Here is a 22,370-nt window from a genome sequence, read left to right as displayed (position 1 = left end):
GGGAGGAAACACATGAAAAAAGCACTTCTTGGCGCAACCCTTGGTGCGCTTGCACTTGGTCTTTCTGCGGCACCAAACATGGCAAAGGCAGATGAGATCGGTGCGTGCCTGATCACCAAAACCGACATCAACCCGTTCTTTGTCAAGATGAAGGAAGGCGCAACCGCTGCGTCAGTCGCCCTTGGCATTGATTTGTCGACCTATGCCGGTAAGGTTGATGGCGACCACGAAACACAGGTGCAGGCAATTGAGTCCTGCATCGCGTCGGGTGCCAAAGGCATCCTTCTGACCGCATCCGATACCAAGTCGATTGTGTCTGTCGTTAAGAAAGCACAGGATGCCGGTTTGATTGTCATCGCACTTGATACGCCGCTTGAACCGATTGGTGCGGCTGATGCGACATTCGCCACCGATAACTTCAAGGCCGGTGAGTTGATCGGTCAGTGGGCCGCTGCCAAACTTGGCGACAAGGCCGCCGATGCGAAGATTGCCATGCTTGACCTGACACCAAGCGCACCGTCGGTGGATGTTCTGCGCGATCAAGGCTTCATGAAAGGATTCGGGATCGACATCAAGGACCCCAACAAGATTGGGGACGAGGATGACGACCGCATCGTTGGTCATGATGTCACCAACGGCAACGAAGAAGGTGGTCGCGAAGCGATGGAAAACCTGATGCAGCAGGATCCGGAAATCAACGTGGTTTACACCATCAATGAACCGGCTGCTGCGGGTGCATATGAAGCCCTTAAGGCGTTTGGCATGGAAAAAGATGTGCTGATCGTTTCGGTCGATGGCGGTTGCCCCGGCGTTCTGAACGTGCGTGATGGTGTGATTGGTGCAACGTCGCAGCAATATCCGCTCGACATGGCTTACAAAGGTATGGAAGCCATCAAGGCATGGGCCGACACCGGCAAAAAACCGGCCAACACCGAAGGTTTGAACTTCTATGACACCGGGGTAAACCTTGTGACCGATCAGGCTGCTGATGGCGTACCGTCAATCGATGTCGAAGAAGGCATGAATCGCTGCTGGGGTTAAGTACCCGGCCCAATTCGAAGGAGGGCGGCGATAAATCCGCCCTCCTTGTCCCACATCAGGTTACACTTGGCATGGCATCTACAACTGAACCGGCCAATAGAGCCAGGCAGATGTCTGTTGAACTTTTCAGGTATTTTGATCCTGAACCCGTTCACAACCAAGTCGGGAGGAAGCGATGAGCGATCACGCTCAAACGTCACGCCAGAAACAGGATTTCGAGCAAACGCTTGAGTCCAGCGACAGCTCTGTCGCGCAATTCGAACATAAGCAACGCAACCTGTTTGATTCCGTTCAGCACTTCCTGCACGGCAATCCGACCATGGTGCCGATTATTGTTCTGGTCTTTTCAATTGTCATTTTCGGGTTTGTTGCCGGCGCCAAGTTCTTTTCGCCGTTCAACCTGTCGCTGATCATGCAGCAGGTATCGGTGATCGGTATTCTTGCCGCCGCCCAGAGCCTTGTGATCCTGACGGCCGGTATTGATCTGTCGGTTGGTGCGATCATGGTTCTGATGTCCGTGATCATGGGCCAGCTTGCCATCACGCTGGGTGTTCCGGCCCCGCTTGCGATTGCAATCGGTTGTGTCGGCGGCATTGCCGCCGGGGCCATGAACGGGTTTCTGGTCACGCGCATCAAGCTGCCGCCGTTTATTGTGACCCTTGGCACCTGGAACATCTTTTTTGCGCTCAACCTGTGGCTTTCGGGTGCACAATCGATCCGCAGCCAGACCTTGGATGAAATCGCACCGCTTTTGAAATTCTTTGGTGAAAGCATCGCATTTGGCGGGGCACGAATCACCTATGGCTCGATCCTGATGCTCGTGGTTTTCGGGGTGCTTTGGTACATCCTTAATCACACCAGTTGGGGCCGCCATGTTTACGCCATTGGCGATGACAAGGAAGCCGCGGAACTTTCGGGAATTCGCACCAACCGCACCTTGATCATGGTCTATGGGCTTGCCGGACTTGTGTGTGGCATCGCCGCATGGGCCTCCATCGGGCGGGTCGGCTCTGTGTCGCCGCAAAGTTTTCAGGAAGCCAACCTGCAATCGATCACCGCAGTTGTCATTGGCGGCATATCGCTGTTTGGCGGACGCGGATCAATCATTGGCCCGTTGATCGGGGCGTTGATTGTTGGCGTGTTTAATTCAGGTTTGCGACTGGCGGGGGTTGATGTGCTGTGGCAGGTGTTTGCCATTGGCTGGCTGACCATCATTGCCGTTGCAATCGACCAGTGGATCAGAAAGGTGTCAGCATGAGCAACGATCAAAAACCTGTTCTCAAGGCGCGTGGCATCGTCAAACGCTATGGCCGGGTAACGGCCCTTGATCATGCGGATTTCGACCTTTACCCCGGCGAGGTTCTGGCCGTAATCGGGGACAATGGCGCGGGAAAATCATCCCTGATCAAAGCGTTATCGGGTGCGATTTCCGTTGATGAAGGCACCATTGAACTTGATGGCAAACCCATCGGATTTACATCCCCGATGGAAGCCCGCGAAGCCGGGATCGAGACGGTGTATCAAAACCTTGCGCTGTCCCCGGCCCTGTCGATTGCCGATAATATGTTCATGGGCCGTGAGCTTCGGCGCAAAGGGTTCATGGGCAAATATTTCGGCGCCCTTGATCATGCCGAAATGCAACGTCTTGCCCGTAAAAAGCTGTCTGATCTTGGCTTGATGACCATTCAGAACATCAATCAGGCGGTTGAGACGCTTTCGGGTGGGCAGCGCCAGGGGGTTGCGGTTGCCCGTGCGGCAGCGTTCGGATCACGCGTGGTGATCATGGATGAGCCGACCGCTGCCCTTGGGGTTAAGGAAAGCCGCCGTGTGCTTGACCTGATTGCCGATGTCAAATCACGCGGCATGCCAATTGTGCTGATTTCGCACAATATGCCGCATGTGTTTGAGGTTGCAGACCGCATTCATGTGCATCGTCTTGGCAAACGTCTTTGCACCATCAACCCGGATGATTACAGCATGTCGGATGCGGTTGCCTTTATGACCGGGGCCAAGGAAGCGCCGGGCATGGATGATGCGGCGTAACGAACATGCACCGCCATGGTCAAACCCCAGAAGACAGGTAGCCTTGCATTCATGACACCTGACCTTGATGCATTGGCTGCACGTATCATGGCCACCCAATCGGACGATTGTCGCATCCTTGTGGCAATCGCCGGGGCGCCAGCATCGGGCAAGTCAACCTTGTCCGACCGGCTTTGTCACCATCTGGGGGGTGACGAAGCCGGTGCTGCTGTCGTGCCGATGGATGGATTTCATTTTGACGATGCCATCCTTAAACAGCGTGGTCTTTTAAACCGCAAAGGGGCACCCAACACGTTTGATGTTGGCGGATTACAGCGCATTCTTGCAGCCCTTAAGACCGAGACTGACCAAGACGTTTATGTGCCGTTGTTTGACCGTGGCCTTGAATTGTCACGCGGATCAGCACGCTGCATATCACCGCGGCACAAGATTATCCTGGTGGAGGGCAATTACCTTTTGCTGGGTCAGGCGCCGTGGGATCGGTTGGCACCCATGTTTGATCTTTCGATTTATCTTGATGTGGCCGAAGAGGTTTTACGCGCGCGGCTGATTGATCGTTGGCGGGGGTTTGGCTTTGACGATGCGAACGCCTTGGAAAAGGCGCTTGGCAATGACCTTCCCAATGCACAAATCGTCGCGACCATGACCGGTCCTTCTGATATCCGCGTCACAGCCGGGTGATAGCCAACCTCTTGAAAGATCACATCTAGTTCTCTAGCAGGGAGCGCAGCAAGGTCTGCCTTGCCGTGCTGAGATGTTTGACGGCTTCGGTCTGGATTTGCGCCCCGTCGCGGCTGCGCAGAGCGGCGATATAAGTCAAATGTTCGCGGATCGCGGCTTCGTTTCTTTCTTTTTCATCCTTCTTGTTCCACTGATAATGGAAGTGAAAGATCAGAGAGATAATATCTTGAAACTCAGTCACAAATCGGTTTTTCGATACACTTGTCAAGGTCGCATGAAAACGGGCATCGAGCTCCGAAAAACGCGAAAACCGCGTTTCAATATGATCTAGAAGGCTACGATGTTCTTCTTCCAGCCGGTCGAGTTTTTCCCACGCAGGATGATCATCCGGGAAGTCGACAAAATTTCGCACCGCGTCCAATTCAAACATTTCCCGAACGTACGAAAGTTCAAGTGCATATTCCTTGGTAAATCCGCGCAGCACCCAACGATGGTTTAGCTTTTTCTCAATCAGGCCGAACCGGCTGAAGCTGATCAAAAATTCCCGAACCGTCGATGTGCCGACATCGAACTGCCGTGCCAGTTCGAGCTCGTTAAGCTGCGTATTGGGGGGGATGTCACCTTGAAGGATCCACTCCAGAAACTTGCCTTCGATTTTTTCTGAAACCGGGCTGGTTTCACGGTCCGAGAAACGCTCCGCCTTTTTGCTGTGACGCAGGATCGTTTTGACACGCCCCTGCCAGTCGATAATCCCCAAATCATTTAGTGATGACAAAATGTTGCGCACCGTCGTGCGACTGATGTTGAGCATTTCCGCGATATTGACTTCGCCCGGAAGCTCCGTACCAACATCCTGACCATCAATCAGATCAAGGCACTGATTGAAGCCTTCCTTAAAGCGCGTGTTGGATTTGGTCATTTTGGCGGTTCCAATCGTCTTGCATTGTCTTTGTTCGTGAGTAGGAGATCAAATGATTTTTATCAATAAAAAACATTTGACAGTTTTGATGTGTTATGAAAAATGTACATTAATGATAAAAAACATTGTGAGCTGATCCCATCGCAAAGCAGCTTTGGGGAGGTAATGGTCGAACATATCGGTAGGCGTTGGCGACGTGTAATCGCGGTCAGCAGTCATGTCGCAGGACATGGGGCCTCCTTGAAAGTTCAAAGTCGTTGCCACAGCTTCAGAATTCAGGGAGATCGCTGTGAGTGGCGAAAGAATTTCCACCTGTTCGGATGCTGAGGTCAAGGGGCGTTTTGCACGTCTTTGGAGCCATATGAATGGCGACGAGCGCAAGGACGTTGTCCAGAAATTCGCGGCCGTGTTTAGCTTAATGGCGCTTATCGTCGTCTTTTCGGTGACAAGCGATGCCTTCTTTAGTGTCGGCAATGCCATGACCGTGTCACTTCAAACAACCTCCATTGCGTTGCTTGGCATTGGTGTCACCGTCGTTATTTTGACCGGCGGGATTGATTTGAGTGTCGGGTCGGTTCTTGCACTTTCCGGGACGGTTGCGGGACTTTTGGTCAAGGATGGCTGGCCGATCTGGGCGGCCATGTCGATGGGTGTTCTGACCGGCATGGTGTGCGGCTGCATTAACGGTTTTGTTGTCACAAGACTGCGTCTTGCACCGTTTATCGCCACCCTTGGCATGATGTTAATCGCCCGTGGCCTTGCCCTGCAATTGACCGGTGCCGCCCCTGTTTCACAGCTTGGCGAGGCCTTTGGCGTCCTTGGCAACGGGTCGTTGTTCCGGACACTTTCGGTTGGGGCCAATGGCCTGCCAAAAGTTATCTTTCCCGGCATCCCCTATCCGGTTTTGATCATGATTGTCATGGCGATTATCGTCGCATTTATCTTACGCCGTCTGGCGATTGGTCGGCACATCTATGCGGTCGGGTCCAACGAACAGGCGTCGCGCCTGGCCGGGGTGAATGTCAATTCCACCAAAATGTTTGCCTATGCCACATCGGGTTTTATGGCCGGGATCTGCGGGATTGTTTTGATGTCGCGTCTGGTCACAGCCCAACCCAACGAAGGCATTATGTATGAACTTGATGCCATTGCCGCAGCCGTGATTGGCGGGACATCCCTTATGGGGGGTGTTGGGACCATTTCCGGCACCATGATCGGTGCATTTGTGATCAGCATTTTGCGCAACGGCCTGAATATGAACGGCGTTTCAAGCTTCATCCAGCAAATCATCATCGGCTGCGTCATTATCGGCGCAGTCTATATCGATCATCTGCGGAACCGCCGGTGATCTGCCTAAGCCGTTAAAATCAATAATAATTCAATATCAACCGGAGGAACCTATGAGAAAGATCGTATCAGGGATACTTGGCATGGTTGCATCTGTCGCGCTTGTGACCGGTGCCGCCGCCGCCGACAAGGAAATTGCCGTCATCGTGAAAACGACCAACTCCAATTTCTGGCAGAACGTCAATAAGGGGGCGAGCAGTGCGGTCGCCAAGGCCGAGGGCTATGACATCACGTTCCAAGGCCCGGAATCAGACACAGCAATCGCCGAACAGGTCAACCTTGTTCAGAACGCGATTAACCGGAACGTCGCTGGCATTGTGCTGGCACCGTCGGATACAGAAGCACTGGTTCCTGTTGTGAAATCCGCAAACGAGAACGGTATTCCGGTGGTGATTATCGACAGCCTGCTGTCGGAATCAGCGGAAAGCTACTATCAGGCCTTCCTTGCCACCGACAACCGCAAAGCCGGTGAACTTGTCGCCCAGATGATGATCGACAAGGTCGGAAAAACCGGAAAAGTCGCGGTAATGTCATTCGTTGCCGGTGTCGGTTCGGAAATTGGCCGCGTTGGCGGTTTCATCGAATATATCAAAGCCAATTCCGACATTGAAATTGTCGGACCGTTCTATTCGCAATCGCAGATGGCACTGGCTTTGAACCAAACCACGGATGTTCTGTCCGCCAATGGCGACCTTAAGGGCATTTATGGTGCGAGTGAACCAACCGCCATTGGCATGGCACGCGCCATTGTGCAGTCAGGCAAAGCGGGCAAACTTGTTGCCATCGGTTTTGACGGCAACAAAGACCTTCAGGATTTTGTCCGCGACGGAACACTTGATGCCATTGCGGTTCAAAGCTCGTTCCAGATGGGGCAGCTTGGCGTCAATGCGGTCATCGACGTTGCCGAGGGCAAAACGGTTGAGAAATTCATCAACACCGGTTTGGTCATGGTGACCAAAGAAAACATCGACAGTGCAGAAGCCCAAAACGTTCTTTACTGAGCGCGGCGCAGACAGGCCGGAGGGGGAACACCCCTCCTCCGGTCTTGATTGGAAGTCACGGGGAGTGAGTAAAATGGTAGCGCCCGCACCAATTGTTGAAATGAAAAATATTGGCAAGCGTTTTGGCGGCATTCACGCCGTCGAGAATGTTTCGGTGGAACTGCGTCCGGGCGAGGTTGTTGGCGTTCTGGGCCATAACGGTGCTGGTAAATCCTGTTTGATGAAAATTTTGTCGGGTGCCATGAACCGCACCGATGGCACAATTATGGTCAATGGGGAAGAAGTGGCGCTTGCAAACCCGATTGAGGCGCGTCACTGCGGGATTGAGACGATCTACCAATCGCTCGCCCTTGCAGACCACCTTGATGCGCCGGCAAACCTGTTTCTGGGGCGCGAGCTTAAGACACGGTTTGGCACACTTGATGACAAGCGCATGGAGATGGAAGCCCGACAGGCCCTTCGGCAGCTTAATCCGAATTTCAAGAACATTACCGACACGGTGCTGAATATGTCAGGTGGGCAGCGTCAGGTGATCGCCATTGCGCGCGCGATATATTTCAATGCCCGCGTTGTGATTATGGATGAACCGACCGCGGCCCTTGGCCCGTCGGAGACGGCAATGGTTGCCGAACTGATCGAGAAATTGCGCGAACAGGGGATCGGCATCTTTTTAATCAGTCATGACCTAAACGATGTGTTTGATCTTTGTGATCGGGTCATGGTCATGAAAAACGGTCAGAATGTCGGCACGCATGCGATTGATGAAGTGACAAAGGACGACCTTCTCAATCTGATCATCCTTGGAAAATTGCCCGACAACTGGTCACCGCGGAACCTTGTCGCGTCGTAACGTACGCCGTCCAAAGATAAATATCCGAATTTCGAAAGCAGGAAATCAAAGATGATGAAATCACTGGTATGCCGAAAACCTGGCGTTCTGGAACTTGAGATGCGCCAGATGCCCAAAGAGGCCCAAGCTGGTGATGTGTTGGTCGATATCAAGCATATCGGCGTGTGCGGCACTGATTTTCACATTTATGAAGGTCTTCACCCCTATCTGGAATACCCGCGCGTTATGGGACATGAGTTGGGCGGCGTTGTTGCCAAGACGGCCAATGGCCTGAATGCGGGCGATGTGGTGATTATTAACCCCTATTTGTCCTGCGGCACATGTCATGCCTGCAAGCGTGGCAAACCAAATTGCTGCTATCAGATCAAGGTGCTTGGCGTGCATTGTGACGGTGGCATGTGCGAACGGATCAGCGTTCCGGCAGAAAACCTTTATCCTGCCGGTGATTTGCCTGTGCGCCATGCCGCAATGGTCGAGTTCATGGCGATCGGTGCCCATGCGGTGCGCCGTTCTGAAGTCCATAAAGATGACCGCGTTTTGGTGGTTGGGGTGGGTCCTATCGGGCTTGGTACCGCGCTGTTTGCCAAGGCCAGTGGCGCAGAAGTACATCTGCTTGATTCCAGTCAGGGGCGCCTTGATATGGCCAAAGAACGGTTTGGCTTTAAACATCTGCATAATGCCGCCCAACCGGCGACAGAGGTTCTTGCTGCGACCTCAGGCGACGGGTTTGACGTCGTCTTTGATGCCACCGGCAACCAAAAGGCAATGGAAGCCGGTTTTCAATATGTTGCGCATGGCGGCAGCTTTGTGTTGGTCAGTGTTGTTCATGGCAACATTTCCTTTGCCGACCCCGAGTTTCACAAGCGCGAAATGCGTTTGATTGGCAGCCGAAATGCTACGTCAGAAGATTTTGAGCGCGTTCTGACCGCGTTTAGAAGTGGCGAGATTGATGCCGATGCCCTTAACACGCATGACTGTTCCATTGATGCGTTTCCAGAGCAGATCACGCACTGGGTGCATGATCGGGACACGATGATCAAAGCGATTATTTCGGTGTAATATGAAGACTTCCGTTATCCAGTTTGGCACCAGCCGTTTCCTTCAGGCCCATGCAGATTTGATGGTGTTTCAAGGAAGCGACCATCTCATCACCGTTGTCGAAACAACCGGCTCAACCGCCAGCCGGGACCGCATTGAGGCGATCAATAAAACCGCATCGTTCCCGGTTATTTTGCGCGGTCTGAGCAGCGGGCAACAGATCGACACACGTGTTGATGTGTCCTCCGTCACGCGGGGTCTTTCCGCACGCGAACAATATGCCGAACTGCGGCGTATTTTCATCGATGAGGCTGACTATGTCATTAGCAACACCGGTGATCGGGGATTTGAGCTCCCCACCGAGACAGACATCTCGCCGACGGGCTGGACGTGCTATCCCGAGTTGCTCACGCTGCTTTTGCACGAACGGTTTCGTAAACATGGCCGTCCGCTGACCCTTCTGCCAAGCGAGTTGGTGTCGCGCAACGGTTCGGTGTTGCGTGATATTGTCGTGGGTCTTGCCACTGATCACGGTTTGGGCACCTTGTTTTCGCAATGGTTGAAAACGGAATGTTTGTGGATGAATTCGCTTGTCGACCGCATTGTTTCCGAACCGATTGAGCCAATCGGTGCTGTTGCAGAACCCTATGCATTGTGGGCGATTGAAAAGCAGTCGGGATTTGTGCCGCCAGCCAGACACCCAGACCTTGTCATTGTTGACGACCTTGCGGCGGTTGAACGCAAGAAATTGTTCATTCTCAATCTTGCCCATACGTTGCTGGCGGAGAAATGGCAGGCGGAAAATCGGCCCGCAACGGAAACGGTGCGTGAAATTCTGAACGATCAACACGTTCTTGATTGGGTATCAGAGATTATGGAGACGGAAGTTATTCCAGCCTTTGGGGCGGACAAAGACGCCGCACATGACTATTGGAAAACCTGCCTTGAGCGGTTTGGCAATCCGTTTCTGGCCCATCGTTTGGCCGATATTGCCCAAAATCATGCAGCAAAGGTTGAACGCCGGATCGGCGGCCTTATCGATTGGAAAAAAGAGTGCGGTTTTGAACGATTGCGCGCGGCCGTTCCCCTGGTATCGAGCAGAGAGAGAAACCGCATGACAACCTGTATGCGTCACGTAAAGACCTGATCAAGATTGCCGTGCTTGGATCCGAGTGACCGATATCGCTGTCACAACCGGATGATGCCCCGCCCATCCACCAGCACATCCGCCAGCCAGTCGGCAACCACACGCACCTGTGGCAGGTGCCTTTTGTCCTGATGGGTGAGAAGCCAGACTTCGCGGCCATCAGGATGATAGTCCTCCAGCCGTTTTAAATCCTGATGGGCTTGGCCCACACAAACCGGCAGCACGGCACAGCATGGCTGACCGCGCATCATAGCCACCATGATGGATCCCCGGTTGGCATAACCGATTGTTGTCCTGTCGGGAAAGTTTGCCGCCAGCCATTTCTGTTCGGGTTTATCGGCAAAGAAGTCATCAAGATCGATCCAGGGCACGTCATACGGATTAACCGGCGGGTGATTGCCGCTGTAATAAACCCCGGAGCCAAGCATGCCCAGACGGCGAATATGAAAGGCGCCGGTTTCCGGGCGCGCAAGGCGAATGGCAATGTCTGTTTCACGTTGCGGTAGGCTGAGGTTGCGGTTGGCACCGATCAGCTCAAGTGCGAGCGCCGGATGTTTTTGATGCAGGGATGCAAGATGCGGCGCGACGCAATGTTCCAAAATGGCATCAACACCGGTGACACGCACAATCCCCGTCACCGCATGGCGATCATTATCGGATGCAGGTTGATTTTCAAGCAAGGTTGAAACGGTTGTTTGCATGGTTTGGGCGGTCTCAAGCAGGGACCGTGCACGCGGTGTTGCGCGCAACAGACGCCCATCGCGGTGCAGGACCGGATAGCCCAGCCATTCTTCAAGCCGGGCAATGCGGCGCGCGATGGTGGTTTGATTAACCCCCAATTCGCGGGCGGCGGCAGTCATATTCCCGGTCTGACAGACGTGGGCAAAGGTGCGCAGTCCTTCCCAATCAAGCGACATGGCGGGTGGCTTTCCTTAATCTGCGAATTTGCAGATACTAACCGAATTATTGCCGCTGGATAATGCAAATTTGCAGGGTCAAACTGCGCACATCATTTGAGTATGCAAAAGGACCAGACCATGACAGCCAAGACCATCTTTGACATTGCCGGTGCAACTTTGCCAACCGGGACGCCAAAAGAATCCGCTCTTATCGTGATTGATGCACAGGAAGAATACCGCAGCGGTCAGTTGAAACTGGTCGGGCTTGATGATGCGCTGGGTAATATTGGACGGTTGCTGAACCATTGGCGCGACAAGGGTGGCACGGTCATTCATGTCCAGCATCAGGCGACAGGCCTGTTTGACCCATCCGGTCCCTATGCTGCGATCATCGGAGACGTCGCCCCGACAAAGGATGAGGCGATTGTGACAAAGTCGGTGCCAAGTTCGTTTGGCAATACCAACCTTGATGAACTGCTTACAGAAGCCGGGATCAAGCATGTCGTACTGGCCGGTTTCATGACCCATGTCTGCGTTTCGACCACCGCGCGGGTGGCCAATGAAAAGCAATATGCCGTCACCGTGATCGCCGATGCCTCCGGCACGCGCGACCTTCCCGATGCGCTGAGTGGATCAGTGATTGCGGCAGCAGATTTGCACCGGGGCGAATTGGCGATGCTGGCCGATACATTCGCCAAGGTTGTCACGACCCAGGATGTGCTTGAGGCGTAAAGATACTCTAATGATCCTTATCATGACACATCTATCAAGATCAGAGCCCTGCACTAAGGGCAGCCGTTTTTATAAGTACAAGTCCGCACAGTTAGTTTGAAGTTTACACCTCACGAAGAGGGCTGTTCAAAAAGTCCTCATAAGCAATAACAAGCCCCTCTTCTAGGTCAGTAGAGGGGCTCCAACCCATAGAGAACAATCGCTCACTACTCATGAGCTTCCTCATTGTTCCGTCGGGCCGAGAGCTATCAAAGATAATTGATCCCGAATATTTAACTGTCTTGGCTATAGCAAAAGCCAGTTCGCCGATTGTGACATCAGAACCATACCCAACGTTGATATGGCTGCACATGTCTTGAGTATTCGCTTCGTACACGCTCCTCTCCAAGCTCATAACGTGTATGCAGGCAGATGCCATATCCTCGACAAACAAGAACTCACGGCGCGGCTTTCCACTGCCCCATACGACAACTTCGGGCGCCTCTAGATTTTTAGCCTCATGAAAACGCCGAAGCAACGCAGGAATAACGTGACTATTCTCCGGGTGATAGTTATCCCCCGGCCCATACAGGTTTGTCGGCATCACACTGCGATAGTCGCGTTCGAATTGACGATTAAAAGATTCGCACAGCTTGATTCCTGCGATTTTTGCTATTGCATAGGGCTCATTGGTCGCTTCAAGAACACCTGTTAGCAAAGCACTTTCACGCATGGGCTGTTCGACAGAGCGTGGGTAGATACAACTTGATCCCAGAAAAAGAAGTTTCTGGACACCAACGGCGTGCGCAGCTCCGATCACGTTCGTTTCGATTAATAAATTTTGGTAAATAAAATCTGCGGGATACGTATTGTTGGCATGTATCCCACCTACCTTCGCTGCGGCAAGATAGACATCATCAATTGTATGTTCAGCAAAAAATTCATGTACATCTTTTTGGCTTGTGAGATCTAATTCCGAATGAGCAGCCGTAATCAATTCGATATTTTTGTCTTTGGCCAGTAAACGGGAAATTGCACTTCCCACCATTCCTCTATGCCCAGCAACGAAAACCTTTCTGGTCATTTAGAGGTCCCCCTTTTGGTCGTTCGTTTTCCGTCCATACTCATCGTCGAAACGCTCAATATCATCTTCACCCAAATAGCTGCCAGACTGCACTTCGATCAGCTCCAGAGGTATCATCCCCGGATTCTCCATACGGTGAACAGCTCCGACTGGAATGTATGTGGACTGGTTTTCTGTCAGAAGAAATGTCTCGTCGTCACGCGTCACAAGTGCGGAACCTTTGACTACAATCCAATGTTCAGCACGATGATGGTGTTTTTGCAAAGACAGTCGAGCTCCTGGCTTAACAGTGATCCGCTTAACCTGAAACCGATCACTATGATCAATACTATCATAAGAACCCCACGGGCGCGCCACTCGACGATGTTCCAGTACTTCCGCTCTTCCTGCGTCAGCCATTTCTGAAACAACTTTCTTGATCGTTTCGACCTGATCGATTGCACTGACCATCAGCGCGTCAGGCGTATCGACAATGACCAGATCTTTTGTACCGATGGTCAAGATAAAGCGTCGATCAGATGCATGAACCAATGTGTTAGTAGAGTCTGCAAGATGGATATTTTCTATCACACCCAACTTGCCACAGTTATCTGCATCAGTATCGCTTAGCGCAAACATCGCATCCCAACTTCCAACATCACTCCAAGTTCCGGAAAATGGAACTACCGCAATATTTGAGGCTTGCTCCATAACAGCATAGTCAATACTTTTCGCGGTTGCATGATTGAACTCTTCGCCTGGGCGCCAAAATTTTCCATCTTGCTTTGCATTCGCAATGGCAGAAACACAAGGCGTATAAATACCTGGTTCAAACTGCTTTAAAGCATCAAGAAGGACACATCGCTTGATCAGAAAAATGCCCGAGTTCCACAAAAACTTCCCTGATGAGAGAAATTCAAGAGCTTTGGCAAGATCAGGTTTCTCATGGAAACGGACCGATTTATTGGCGTCACCTCGAACTTGATCACCAGTTTCGATATAGCCATATGCTGTACTCGGTCCATTTGGCTGAACACCAAAGGTAACGATCCATCCGTCGACAGCCAAGTCGGCAGCCTTTGATACCATCGTGCCAAATTTGTCCCCATCAGGAATAAAATGGTCCGCAGGACAAAACAACAGTAGGTCGTCATCATTCCCCGGGAATGCTGCAGCCAAAGTCATTGCCGGCGCAGTATCTCTTCCACTTGGCTCCAGAATCTGGGTGACATCCACCCCGGATTTTTCTGAGATTTCCTGAACGAAGAAACGATAGTCATCTCCGCTGACAGCCAAAACTTCGCCAAAACCTGAGATACGCTCTATCGTAAGTTCGAACAGGGATTTGCCCTGATACAAGGGTATAAATTGCTTTGGAAATGCTTTTCTGGAAAGCGGCCACAGTCTAGTACCAGAACCGCCGCACATCACGACTGGCTTGATTGCAGTATTTTTTGGCATGATTATGATGCTTTCCCAAAAGATAGCCCTCTGTTCCCAACCGCTTATAGAACAGATTATCGTACCGTTCCAATATCTCTATCCAGTTAATTTCTCAACGTACTGTTGTTGCAAAATCCCTGCCGACCAGATCTTAAGTCTGGTAACCTAAATCCCTATAACTCAAACCAAAAACGCCCCGCAGCAATCTGCGGGGCGTTTTCGCATAACCGTCGTTATAGCCGCTCAGAACATATGCTGTCCGCCGTTGATCGACAGGCACGATCCGGTGATAAAGCCGGAATTGGGGCCGCAGAGATAGAGGACCGCCTGGGCGATTTCGTCGGCTTCGCCGAGGCGGCCGACCGGGATTTTGGCGATGATGCTGTCGCGGACCTTTTCAGGGACGGCTGCCACCATGTCGGTGTTGATGTAACCCGGTGCGACGGTATTGACCGTGACCCCTTTGCGCGCGACTTCCTGTGCCAGTGCCTTGGTAAAACCATGCACACCGGCCTTGGCGGCGGAATAGTTGGTCTGGCCCAATTGACCGGCCTGCCCGTTGATCGAGGAAATATTCACCACCCGGCCAAAGCCGCGTGCGCGCATGCCTTCAAGAACCGGTTTGGTCATGTAAAACAGGGAACTCAAATTGGTGTCGATCACAGCGGTCCAGGCTTCGACATCCATCTTGTGCATGAAACCATCGCGCGTGATTCCGGCATTGTTGATCAGGATGTCAATCGGCCCGACGTCGGCTTCGATCTTTGCGATGCCCTCGGCACAGGCATCAGCATCCGCAACACTCCATTTAAAGGCCGGAATTCCGGTTTCTTCGGTGAAGGCGCGGGCGGCCTCGTCGTTGCCTGCATAGTTGGCGGCAACGGTGTAGCCCGCATCCTTCAATGCCAGACTGATTGATTTGCCAATTCCACGTGTGCCACCGGTTACCAGTGCTGTTTTTTTCATGGTCGCCTCCCTAAACTTCGTTCATCAAGCGTATCGGTATGTTGATTTTCGTCGTTTGCCCTTCTACGACATACGAAACTTTAATCCATAAATATAGTCATATACGTAATTTTATTTCCTCTCCATGATCTATGTCATTCAAGGGTGTAGTCTTTGGTCGAAGCTGATACTGGGTATCTTAAAAGCAAACAGGGCATCCCCGTTAAGAGGACACCCCGCGTGCTTAGAAATTCAGATGAAAATTGCGACTTAGCGTTCGACGCAAAGCGCAACCCCCATGCCACCACCAATGCAAAGCGTCGCGAGGCCTTTTTTCGCATCGCGTTTCTGCATTTCATGGAGCAGGGTGGTAAAGACACGCGCACCCGAGGCACCGATCGGATGGCCAAGGGCAATCGCCCCGCCATTGACGTTGACCTTATCGGTATCCCAGCCCATGTCGCGGTTAACCGCGATCGCCTGTGCGGCAAAGGCTTCGTTGGCTTCGATCAGGTCAAGATCACCGGCCGACCAGCCAGCCTTTTCAAGCGCCTTTTTCGATGCCGGGATTGGGCCCGTGCCCATGATCGCCGGATCAACACCCGCCGTGGCCCAGCTTTTGATCGTCGCAAGCGGGGTCAGGCCACGTTTGGAGGCTTCGGCAGCCGACATGACAACCAAGGCAGCCGCCCCGTCATTGATGCCCGATGCGTTGCCGGCCGTCACCGTGCCTTCTTTGTCAAAGGCCGGGCGGAGTTTTGCCATGCCTTCGACGTTTGCGCCGTGACGTGGATATTCGTCGGCATCAAACACGGTTTCGCCTTTGCGGTGTGCAATGGTGACAGCGGCAATTTCATCGGCAAACCGACCGGATTTCTGGGCGGCTTCGGCCTTGTTTTGAGAGGCGACAGCAAAGGCATCCTGCTCTTCGCGTGAAATGCCCCATTTTTTGGCGATGTTTTCCGCCGTGTTGCCCATGTGATAGCCGTTAAACGCACACCACAGACCGTCCTTGATCATGGTGTCGATGAAGCTGACATCACCCATTTTGTGACCGGCACGCAGGTACGCGACATGGCCCGAAAGCGACATATTTTCCTGACCACCGGCAACGACGATGTTGGCATCCCCGGTCATGATTTGCTGGGCGGCAAGGGCAACGGTGCGCAAACCCGACCCACAGACCTGATTGATCAGAAAGGCAGTTGCGCGATCAGAAATGCCCGCACCAATGGCCGCCTGACGTGCGGGGTTTTGCCCCTGCCCGCCGGTCAGAACCTGCCCCAGGATGACTTCGTCAACCGCGTCGCCTTCGACACCGGCACGTTCAAGTGCCGCCTTGATCGCAATAGCGCCCAGATCATGGGCCGGGGTGTTGGTTAGCGTACCGCTAAATGCGCCAATTGGCGTTCTTGCGGCACCTACAATTACGACGTCGGTCATGAAACTCTCCGATATTTATCTTGATTACGTTTTCCCTGAGCCCCTCAGCGATGTCTTTTCCACATGCTGTTATGGCCCTTGAACGACTTTATCGCACCGCAACAAAAAACCAAGCATTGATACATACCACTTTTGGACAGTCGCGCATGCCGCGCCCTCAAAAGTAGAACCATCCCTTGGCGTTTTATCGATTATGGTTCTGTTCATCCTGTAGACAGAGTGTGTGCTTATTAGGGCTATATCGCAACCCCACTTATGCCATTTAGATGTATTATCCCTGAGAACGTCGAAAGAAAATCGTGCGCGGCGAACAGAGCAACTTTGACATGATGCCGACAGCACACTTTCGGTCGCCACAGCAACCAAAAGTGTTTAATCTCATCTGGAACACTGCGAAATTTCCGCGTGGAAACGTCTGGAAAATATGATGTCACACGCTTTCTTTTTTCGGCGAACCACTTACATACGAGACAGGCACTAAACCAATGGTAGATGTTCACAAATCACCGTGCAGACAGATTTTGGCCGCATTATGAGTGCTAAGTTCAGGTGGTGTTGTTTCGTACGGGACTGACAGAGGGATTCAAAGAGCCGCCCAAATGACCCGCGGCGAACTGGAGAACATTTTCTCATGGAAGAGCAAAATCATATTCTTCCACAGGAAACGCGCAATCTGACGGTGATGCTGGTCGATGATGAGGACGCGCTGCTGGCCTCTGCACGACGCATGCTGCACAAACAATGTATCTTGAAAACATACAATAATGCGGCGGCTGCGCTCGACTTTCTCCGGCAGTCGCCGGGTCAAATCGATGTGGTGGTTTCTGATTTAATGATGCCGCACATGGATGGCGTCGAGTTTTTGACAGAGGCCAGATCGGTTTCACCTGCCACGCCAAGGGTTCTTTTATCCGGGAGTTTGTCCGAAAGCGCCTTGCAGGGAGCGATCAATAAAGCCGGTATATCCCGGGTTATCGTCAAACCGGTTACCGCAAGCACGATCCTGAGCATTGTTTGGGACTTGGTGTCGGCCGGCAATGATAACACCAAGCCAGCCAACCCGATGATCCGGCGTATGCGCTCCTCGCTTTCCACCGACCATAGCGTTTCATTTCAGCCGCGGGTCAATGCCAAAAACTTTAATGTTTCCGGTCTGGAAGCGTTAAGCCGTTTTCCCGAACTTCAAAAAACATTTACGGTCGAGGACATCATAACCGGCGCAGAAGATCATCCGGTTATTGGCGAACTTACATTCCAAGTCATTGACTTCATTCACACCCACAGAGATGCGATTGCCAGTTCGTTTGGCAACGTCCCAATCGGCGTCAACATATCCCCGCATTCGGTTGCCGATAGCAAATTCATGACATCGCTTACAGCCTTTCTTGCCGAGCGTCCCACGCTGCCAATGCTGGAATTTGAGGTAACAGAGCAAAGTAACATGGCATTTACAGCCGCCTTTCAGGAAAATCTTCCAAAGTTGCGCGATGCTGGTTACCCCATTTTCCTCGACGATTTTGGCTCAGGAAATAACTCGATTTCTCTTTTGCGGCGTGGCCAGTTTTCGGGGCTGAAGCTTGACAAATCCTTGATCATGCGACTGGACGACGACAATCCGGTCGATAGCTCGTTTGTTGAGTGGGCGACCACGATATCGCACCAGATGAATATGACCGTCATTGCCGAAGGGGTCGAAACACTCGATACGGCGACATATCTACAAAACATTGGCGTAGACGAGTTGCAGGGTTTCTATTTTGGCCTGCCCGCATCGGTCACATGACCAGAACATTACAAAAGCACCTCTGTTTAAGAGGGTTCTGACGACAACAACGAAGGATAAGTGCCCTTAAGATCAGACAACAATCAGGATTGTTTCAGACACAGCAAGACCAAAGGCAGTCATTTGATGAACGATATTCTTTTTGTCGATGATGACATCAATATTCTGAGCGGATTACGCCGCCGTGCACGTGGCCAGCACCCTGAATGGAATATTTCTTTTGCAACGAGTGGTGCAGAAGCCTTGTCGCTGTGCGATCAAAAAACCTTCGATGTCGTTGTTTCGGACATGAGAATGCCCGGCATGGACGGTGCGGAGCTTCTTCATCAGCTTCAGGAAAAGAGCCCCGACACCGCGCGTATTATTTTATCTGGCTATTCAGAAGACGAGGCCATTCTTCGAACAGTGGGCCCGGCCCAAAGATATCTTGCGAAACCTTGTGATGACGAGGTTCTGTTCGAGGCAATCGCACAAATGTTCAAGATGCGCACACTCCTTCTTAAACCCGACATTCGAAGCATTATTGGTGGCATAGATGCTTTGGCGTCCCCACCCGACACCTATACGCGACTTGTAAATGCGCTTGAGGACCCAAAAGCCGGGAATGACAAGGTAACAGCCATCGTTTCCTCAGATATCGCGTTAACTGCGGAAATATTGAAAGTGACAAACTCGGCCTATTTCGCCTTGCCCAGTAAAATCACTTCGATCTCGCACGCTGTTCGCATGATTGGTACTGATACGCTTAAGTCTCTGGCGATTTTTGTTGGTCTGTTCAAAAGTTTTGATGGGCCGCCTGTTGTTACGCGACGCATTAAAACCCTGTGTGAACGGTCACAGCAAATTGGCGTGGCAGCGGCCTTGATTGGCGAGCACGAAAAACTGAGCAAGGCGACATGCCAGTTACTCCCGAGCATCGGCATGATGAGCCATATCGGCAGCCTGATCCTTTATCTTTACTATCACGAGAGAATGGAAACGGTCATCGCACGCGTTGAACAGGAAGACATATCGATTGTCGAGGCCGAACGAGATGAGTTTGGTGCGGCTCATCCAGAAATTGGTGCGTATCTTCTGGGGCTTTGGGGTTTCCCTGAACAAGTGATTCAAGCTGTTGCCTGCCATCACAACCCTGCCGATTTTGCGCAGACTGAAATGACCGAGTTAACAGCACTTTATGCCGCCCAACACATCACGCGCGAGATGGGCGGGAGTGCGTCAGCACAGGAAAGCGAAGAGCAAAGCACGATTGACATGTCATATCTCGAACAGATCGGGAAAGCCGACAGCGTTCCAGCCTGGCACAAAATTGTTGCCGCTGTCCTTGAGAGTTACACGTAATTTCCACTAAACGGGGAAGCTTCCTGAATGGCCGAGTATCATATTCTCTTCGTTGACGATGACTCTAACCTGCTCATGGCGCTGCGCCGTCAACTGCGCGGAAAATTTGAGATTTTGACCGCGGCAGGCGGAACCAGTGCGCTTAAAATGTTTGAGGAACATGACACAATCGCGGTCTGCGTTGCCGACATGCAAATGCCAAACATGAATGGCCTTGAGTTCCTTGAGAAAATCAAAAAAATAAGCCCTGACACCGTGCGTATCATGCTGACAGGGAATGCCGATCAGGCAACGGCGGTTGATGCGATAAACAAAGGTCATATTTTCCGGTTTTTCTCCAAACCATATGAGACAGCCGATCTCGAAAGAGCGCTGTCTGATGGCTTACGACAGCATCAACTGATTACCGCCGAAAAAACCCTCATACAGGAGACTCTTGCCGGGAGTGTCAAACTTCTGATCGATGTCATGGCACAGCTTAATCCCACGGTTTTCGGACGGTCGATGAAAATGAAGGGCTGGTGTGACATCATCGCCAAAGAACTTGAATACCCACGCCCATGGGAACTTGGAATTGCGGCACTGCTTTGCCCGATCGGTATTGTGGCTTTGCCACCCGATATTCTAGCGCGTCTGGCACTCGGCAAACCTCTTCAACCGCTTGAGAAAGACTTGTTAAGAAGAACCCCGGAGGTTGGGCATAAGCTGATTAGCAATATCCCACGCCTTGAAGCGGTTGCAGATATGGTCCTTTTGCAAAACCGCAACTTTGATGGCAGTGGCTTCCCGGAAAGCGGGCCTTCTGGTAAGAATATTCCACTCGGGGCAAGAATATTGCGTATTGCCAGAGACCTTGCCGATGTTGGAGACGGGCCAGAGCCGACCGATATTGATTTCGAAGTGATTGGTGGCAAACCACATCGCTATGATCCTGTCCTACTTTCCAAAATTCGCACATTATTGGCCGTCATTGATGGCGAACAGGAGTTCCCCCCCGAAGGACTCGAAATGCGTGTCCGTATTGATAATCTGCGAGAGGGTGATCTTCTGATGACGGATCTTGAAACGATGGAAGATCATGTCGTCCTGACGCATGGAAACTTTATTTCCCAAGTACAGCTTGCGCGGATCAGAGTGTTTCAGAAAGCACATGACTTCCGTGAACCCGTTGAAGTCAAACGCGGGATCAAGAGAAAGCGCACGTGATCTGTCTGAAGGGCGGCAAACTGGATCTATGTCATGAGTGAGAAGCAAAACGAACAAGAAGAAACAAAAATTCTTAGTTCCGATTCTGTAAGTGTGGAAACCAACGACCTTTTGCTATCAGTCGACGAAATAGACGGCGATGATGAAGTTAAGAAGCAATTCCGCGCGCTTTTGGAAGAACAACAAAAACGACAGCAGGAAACGACACAGCGTCTTAAAACCATTCTGGACAGCGTGGTCGAAGGCATACTTGTTGTGAACAACGGTGGTGTTATTGAGGATTTCAATAAATCAGCCGCCGAAATCCTGCGTGCCGAAGATAACCCGCTGATTGGCAGCAGCATCGACATAATGTTCATCGATAAGAAGGCAACCATCCGGCACCGGCTACTCAACAAATGCATCAGCATCCGAAGCGGGACATTGAAATACGACTACACCGAAACGATGGCACAAAGGCGTGATGGCGACAGCTTTCCGATGGAAATCACCATAAGCCCGGCCAATCTCACGGGTGAGATGAACTATTTGTATATTTTCCGCGACATCACCCGCAGGAAACAGGCTGAAGAATCCCACAACAAACTTGAAGGTGAACTGCGCGAAGCCTTAAAGCTTGAGGCGATAGGTCATTTGGCGGGCGGCATTGCGCATGAAATTAATACGCCGAGCCAGTATATCCGCGACAACCTGAAATTCCTGAATGACGGATATGGCGCGATCTCACGTATGCTAGGACTTGCGCTGCAAGTCTTGTGGGAACATCGCAACGAATTGTCCAATAACGCATTTTCGCGTTTCGCAAAACAGATGCGCGATGCCGATCTTGAATTTCTGCTTGATGAGATTCCCCACGCGACCCAACAGTCTCTTGATGGCATCAATCAGGTCGCCAAGATTGTTTTGTCGATGAAAGAGTTTTCCCACCCAAGTGGCACGGAAAAAACCGCAACAGATATCAACCGTGTGCTTCAGAACGTCTTGGTGATTTCCAGGAATGAATGGAAGCATTACGCCAACCTGGTTGAAGACCTGGATCCTGAGCTTCCGCATATCCCTTCTCATGTCAATGAAATCAATCAGGTTTTCCTCAATCTGATTGTCAATGCGGCGCAGGCCATCAACAGCGCAGGCCGCTCACCTGACGACGGCCAAATTACGGTCAAAACAACATCCCTTGATGACAGCATTCTGATTAGCATTGCAGATAACGGCGCAGGAATTCCCCCGGAAAACCGGTCAAAAGTCTTCAACCCGTTCTTTACCACAAAGGGTGTTGGCAAAGGGACGGGTCAGGGACTTGCGATTACGCATGACATTGTCCAAATCCGTCATGGTGGACGCATCTGGTTTGAAACAGAGGTCAATAAAGGCACGACATTTCATGTTCTTTTGCCCGCAGAAGACCGGACGGGCTTACAAACCGACGCAAAAAAGAAACTACCAACCAAAAAACCATGAAAGTGCAT

The 22,370-nt window shown here is 51.8% G+C and carries 20 protein-coding genes; 14 read left to right on the top strand and 6 right to left on the bottom strand.

Annotation, left to right across the window (positions count from 1 at the left end):
- Nucleotides 1-12: 12 nt before the first annotated feature.
- The 4 genes from K355_RS0105970 (at nt 13) to K355_RS0105955 (ending at nt 3,765) form a co-directional block, all read left to right on the top strand.
- Nucleotides 13-1,041 carry a sugar ABC transporter substrate-binding protein gene (locus K355_RS0105970; RefSeq protein WP_022731206.1) on the top strand — a complete coding sequence of 343 codons (1,029 nt, stop codon included), beginning with the start codon at nt 13-15 and terminating at the stop codon, nt 1,039-1,041.
- Nucleotides 1,042-1,216: 175 nt separating this feature from the next.
- On the top strand, nt 1,217-2,299 hold the full coding sequence (locus K355_RS0105965; protein WP_022731205.1) for an ABC transporter permease: 1,083 nt from the start codon (nt 1,217-1,219) through the stop codon (nt 2,297-2,299).
- Nucleotides 2,296-3,084: an ATP-binding cassette domain-containing protein gene (locus K355_RS0105960; protein WP_022731204.1), complete on the top strand. Its 789-nt coding sequence runs from the start codon at nt 2,296-2,298 to the stop codon at nt 3,082-3,084. The genes K355_RS0105965 and K355_RS0105960 overlap by 4 nt, the downstream gene beginning before the upstream one ends.
- A gap of 51 nt (nt 3,085-3,135) precedes the next feature.
- Nucleotides 3,136-3,765, top strand: coding sequence for a nucleoside triphosphate hydrolase (locus tag K355_RS0105955; protein WP_028791375.1), 630 nt, complete (start codon nt 3,136-3,138; stop codon nt 3,763-3,765).
- A gap of 25 nt (nt 3,766-3,790) precedes the next feature.
- On the opposite strand, the gene K355_RS0105950 is transcribed toward K355_RS0105955, so the two are convergent.
- On the bottom strand, nt 3,791-4,684 hold the full coding sequence (locus tag K355_RS0105950) for a GntR family transcriptional regulator (protein ID WP_022731202.1): 894 nt from the start codon (nt 4,682-4,684) through the stop codon (nt 3,791-3,793).
- Nucleotides 4,685-4,973: 289 nt separating this feature from the next.
- Between K355_RS0105950 and K355_RS0105945 the strand changes: the two genes are divergently transcribed.
- The 5 genes from K355_RS0105945 (at nt 4,974) to K355_RS23225 (ending at nt 10,067) form a co-directional block, all read left to right on the top strand.
- Entirely contained in the window at nt 4,974-6,032 is a 1,059-nt protein-coding gene (locus tag K355_RS0105945; protein WP_022731201.1) for an ABC transporter permease, read from the top strand.
- A 52-nt stretch (nt 6,033-6,084) separates the two neighbouring features.
- On the top strand, nt 6,085-7,032 hold the full coding sequence (locus tag K355_RS0105940) for an ABC transporter substrate-binding protein (RefSeq protein WP_028791373.1): 948 nt from the start codon (nt 6,085-6,087) through the stop codon (nt 7,030-7,032).
- Nucleotides 7,033-7,105: 73 nt separating this feature from the next.
- The gene (locus tag K355_RS0105935; protein WP_022731199.1) at nt 7,106-7,882 is read left to right on the top strand and encodes an ATP-binding cassette domain-containing protein; all 777 of its coding nucleotides are present in this window, start codon (nt 7,106-7,108) and stop codon (nt 7,880-7,882) included.
- 51 nt (nt 7,883-7,933) lie between these two features.
- Entirely contained in the window at nt 7,934-8,941 is a 1,008-nt protein-coding gene (locus K355_RS0105930; RefSeq protein WP_022731198.1) for a zinc-binding alcohol dehydrogenase family protein, read from the top strand.
- A gap of 1 nt (nt 8,942) precedes the next feature.
- A complete protein-coding gene (locus K355_RS23225) occupies nt 8,943-10,067 on the top strand; it encodes a mannitol dehydrogenase family protein (protein WP_022731197.1) in 1,125 nt (374 codons plus the stop codon).
- Between the two features lie 41 nt (nt 10,068-10,108).
- Here K355_RS23225 and K355_RS0105920 read toward each other — a convergent pair whose 3' ends face one another.
- Nucleotides 10,109-10,984 (bottom strand): LysR family transcriptional regulator, encoded by an 876-nt coding sequence (locus tag K355_RS0105920; protein WP_022731196.1) that lies wholly within the window; start codon nt 10,982-10,984, stop codon nt 10,109-10,111.
- A gap of 120 nt (nt 10,985-11,104) precedes the next feature.
- On the opposite strand from K355_RS0105920, the gene K355_RS0105915 reads away from it, so the two are divergent.
- Complete coding sequence (locus K355_RS0105915) at nt 11,105-11,698, top strand: cysteine hydrolase family protein (protein WP_028791370.1); 594 nt, start codon at nt 11,105-11,107, stop codon at nt 11,696-11,698.
- A gap of 103 nt (nt 11,699-11,801) precedes the next feature.
- Here the strand turns inward: K355_RS0105915 and K355_RS0105910 are convergent, their stop codons facing one another.
- The 4 genes from K355_RS0105910 to K355_RS0105895 form a co-directional block, all read right to left on the bottom strand.
- Nucleotides 11,802-12,761: a GDP-L-fucose synthase family protein gene (locus tag K355_RS0105910; protein WP_022731194.1), complete on the bottom strand. Its 960-nt coding sequence runs from the start codon at nt 12,759-12,761 to the stop codon at nt 11,802-11,804.
- The gene (locus K355_RS0105905; RefSeq protein WP_022731193.1) at nt 12,762-14,201 is read right to left on the bottom strand and encodes a mannose-1-phosphate guanylyltransferase/mannose-6-phosphate isomerase; all 1,440 of its coding nucleotides are present in this window, start codon (nt 14,199-14,201) and stop codon (nt 12,762-12,764) included.
- A 225-nt stretch (nt 14,202-14,426) separates the two neighbouring features.
- Nucleotides 14,427-15,149 (bottom strand): acetoacetyl-CoA reductase, encoded by a 723-nt coding sequence (phbB, locus tag K355_RS0105900; RefSeq protein WP_022731192.1) that lies wholly within the window; start codon nt 15,147-15,149, stop codon nt 14,427-14,429.
- A gap of 249 nt (nt 15,150-15,398) precedes the next feature.
- Nucleotides 15,399-16,571 (bottom strand): acetyl-CoA C-acetyltransferase, encoded by a 1,173-nt coding sequence (locus K355_RS0105895; RefSeq protein WP_022731191.1) that lies wholly within the window; start codon nt 16,569-16,571, stop codon nt 15,399-15,401.
- Nucleotides 16,572-17,202: 631 nt separating this feature from the next.
- Here K355_RS0105895 and K355_RS0105890 point away from each other — a divergent pair.
- The 4 genes from K355_RS0105890 to K355_RS0105875 all read left to right on the top strand — a co-directional run bounded on the left by K355_RS0105890 (nt 17,203) and on the right by K355_RS0105875 (nt 22,362).
- A complete protein-coding gene (locus K355_RS0105890) occupies nt 17,203-18,354 on the top strand; it encodes an EAL domain-containing response regulator (protein WP_022731190.1) in 1,152 nt (383 codons plus the stop codon).
- A 126-nt stretch (nt 18,355-18,480) separates the two neighbouring features.
- On the top strand, nt 18,481-19,695 hold the full coding sequence (locus K355_RS0105885) for a response regulator (RefSeq protein ID WP_022731189.1): 1,215 nt from the start codon (nt 18,481-18,483) through the stop codon (nt 19,693-19,695).
- A 27-nt stretch (nt 19,696-19,722) separates the two neighbouring features.
- On the top strand, nt 19,723-20,901 hold the full coding sequence (locus K355_RS0105880; protein ID WP_022731188.1) for an HD domain-containing phosphohydrolase: 1,179 nt from the start codon (nt 19,723-19,725) through the stop codon (nt 20,899-20,901).
- Nucleotides 20,902-20,934: 33 nt separating this feature from the next.
- Complete coding sequence (locus tag K355_RS0105875; protein ID WP_022731187.1) at nt 20,935-22,362, top strand: two-component system sensor histidine kinase NtrB; 1,428 nt, start codon at nt 20,935-20,937, stop codon at nt 22,360-22,362.
- The last annotated feature ends 8 nt before the right edge of the window (nt 22,363-22,370 follow it).

The organism is Thalassospira lucentensis MCCC 1A00383 = DSM 14000 (assembly GCF_000421265.1).
In the GTDB taxonomy this organism is placed as follows: Bacteria; Pseudomonadota; Alphaproteobacteria; order Rhodospirillales; family Thalassospiraceae; genus Thalassospira; species Thalassospira lucentensis.
This window is presented reverse-complemented; position numbering and strand designations above follow the sequence as displayed.

Bases quoted from the DNA above. Each gene is read 5' to 3' on its own strand.
- K355_RS0105905 (WP_022731193.1), bottom strand. From the start codon at position 14,201: ATGCCAAAAAATACTGCAATCAAGCCAGTCGTGATGTGCGGCGGTTCT.
- K355_RS0105970 (WP_022731206.1), top strand. From the start codon at position 13: ATGAAAAAAGCACTTCTTGGCGCAACCCTTGGTGCGCTTGCACTTGGT.
- K355_RS0105915 (WP_028791370.1), top strand. From the start codon at position 11,105: ATGACAGCCAAGACCATCTTTGACATTGCCGGTGCAACTTTGCCAACC.
- K355_RS0105880 (WP_022731188.1), top strand. From the start codon at position 19,723: ATGGCCGAGTATCATATTCTCTTCGTTGACGATGACTCTAACCTGCTC.
- K355_RS0105890 (WP_022731190.1), top strand. From the start codon at position 17,203: ATGGAAGAGCAAAATCATATTCTTCCACAGGAAACGCGCAATCTGACG.
- K355_RS0105940 (WP_028791373.1), top strand. From the start codon at position 6,085: ATGAGAAAGATCGTATCAGGGATACTTGGCATGGTTGCATCTGTCGCG.
- K355_RS0105965 (WP_022731205.1), top strand. From the start codon at position 1,217: ATGAGCGATCACGCTCAAACGTCACGCCAGAAACAGGATTTCGAGCAA.
- K355_RS0105895 (WP_022731191.1), bottom strand. From the start codon at position 16,571: ATGACCGACGTCGTAATTGTAGGTGCCGCAAGAACGCCAATTGGCGCA.
- K355_RS0105955 (WP_028791375.1), top strand. From the start codon at position 3,136: ATGACACCTGACCTTGATGCATTGGCTGCACGTATCATGGCCACCCAA.
- K355_RS0105930 (WP_022731198.1), top strand. From the start codon at position 7,934: ATGATGAAATCACTGGTATGCCGAAAACCTGGCGTTCTGGAACTTGAG.
- K355_RS0105885 (WP_022731189.1), top strand. From the start codon at position 18,481: ATGAACGATATTCTTTTTGTCGATGATGACATCAATATTCTGAGCGGA.
- K355_RS0105950 (WP_022731202.1), bottom strand. From the start codon at position 4,684: ATGACCAAATCCAACACGCGCTTTAAGGAAGGCTTCAATCAGTGCCTT.
- K355_RS0105935 (WP_022731199.1), top strand. From the start codon at position 7,106: ATGGTAGCGCCCGCACCAATTGTTGAAATGAAAAATATTGGCAAGCGT.
- K355_RS0105960 (WP_022731204.1), top strand. From the start codon at position 2,296: ATGAGCAACGATCAAAAACCTGTTCTCAAGGCGCGTGGCATCGTCAAA.
- K355_RS0105910 (WP_022731194.1), bottom strand. From the start codon at position 12,761: ATGACCAGAAAGGTTTTCGTTGCTGGGCATAGAGGAATGGTGGGAAGT.
- phbB (WP_022731192.1), bottom strand. From the start codon at position 15,149: ATGAAAAAAACAGCACTGGTAACCGGTGGCACACGTGGAATTGGCAAA.
- K355_RS0105920 (WP_022731196.1), bottom strand. From the start codon at position 10,984: ATGTCGCTTGATTGGGAAGGACTGCGCACCTTTGCCCACGTCTGTCAG.
- K355_RS0105875 (WP_022731187.1), top strand. From the start codon at position 20,935: ATGAGTGAGAAGCAAAACGAACAAGAAGAAACAAAAATTCTTAGTTCC.
- K355_RS23225 (WP_022731197.1), top strand. From the start codon at position 8,943: ATGAAGACTTCCGTTATCCAGTTTGGCACCAGCCGTTTCCTTCAGGCC.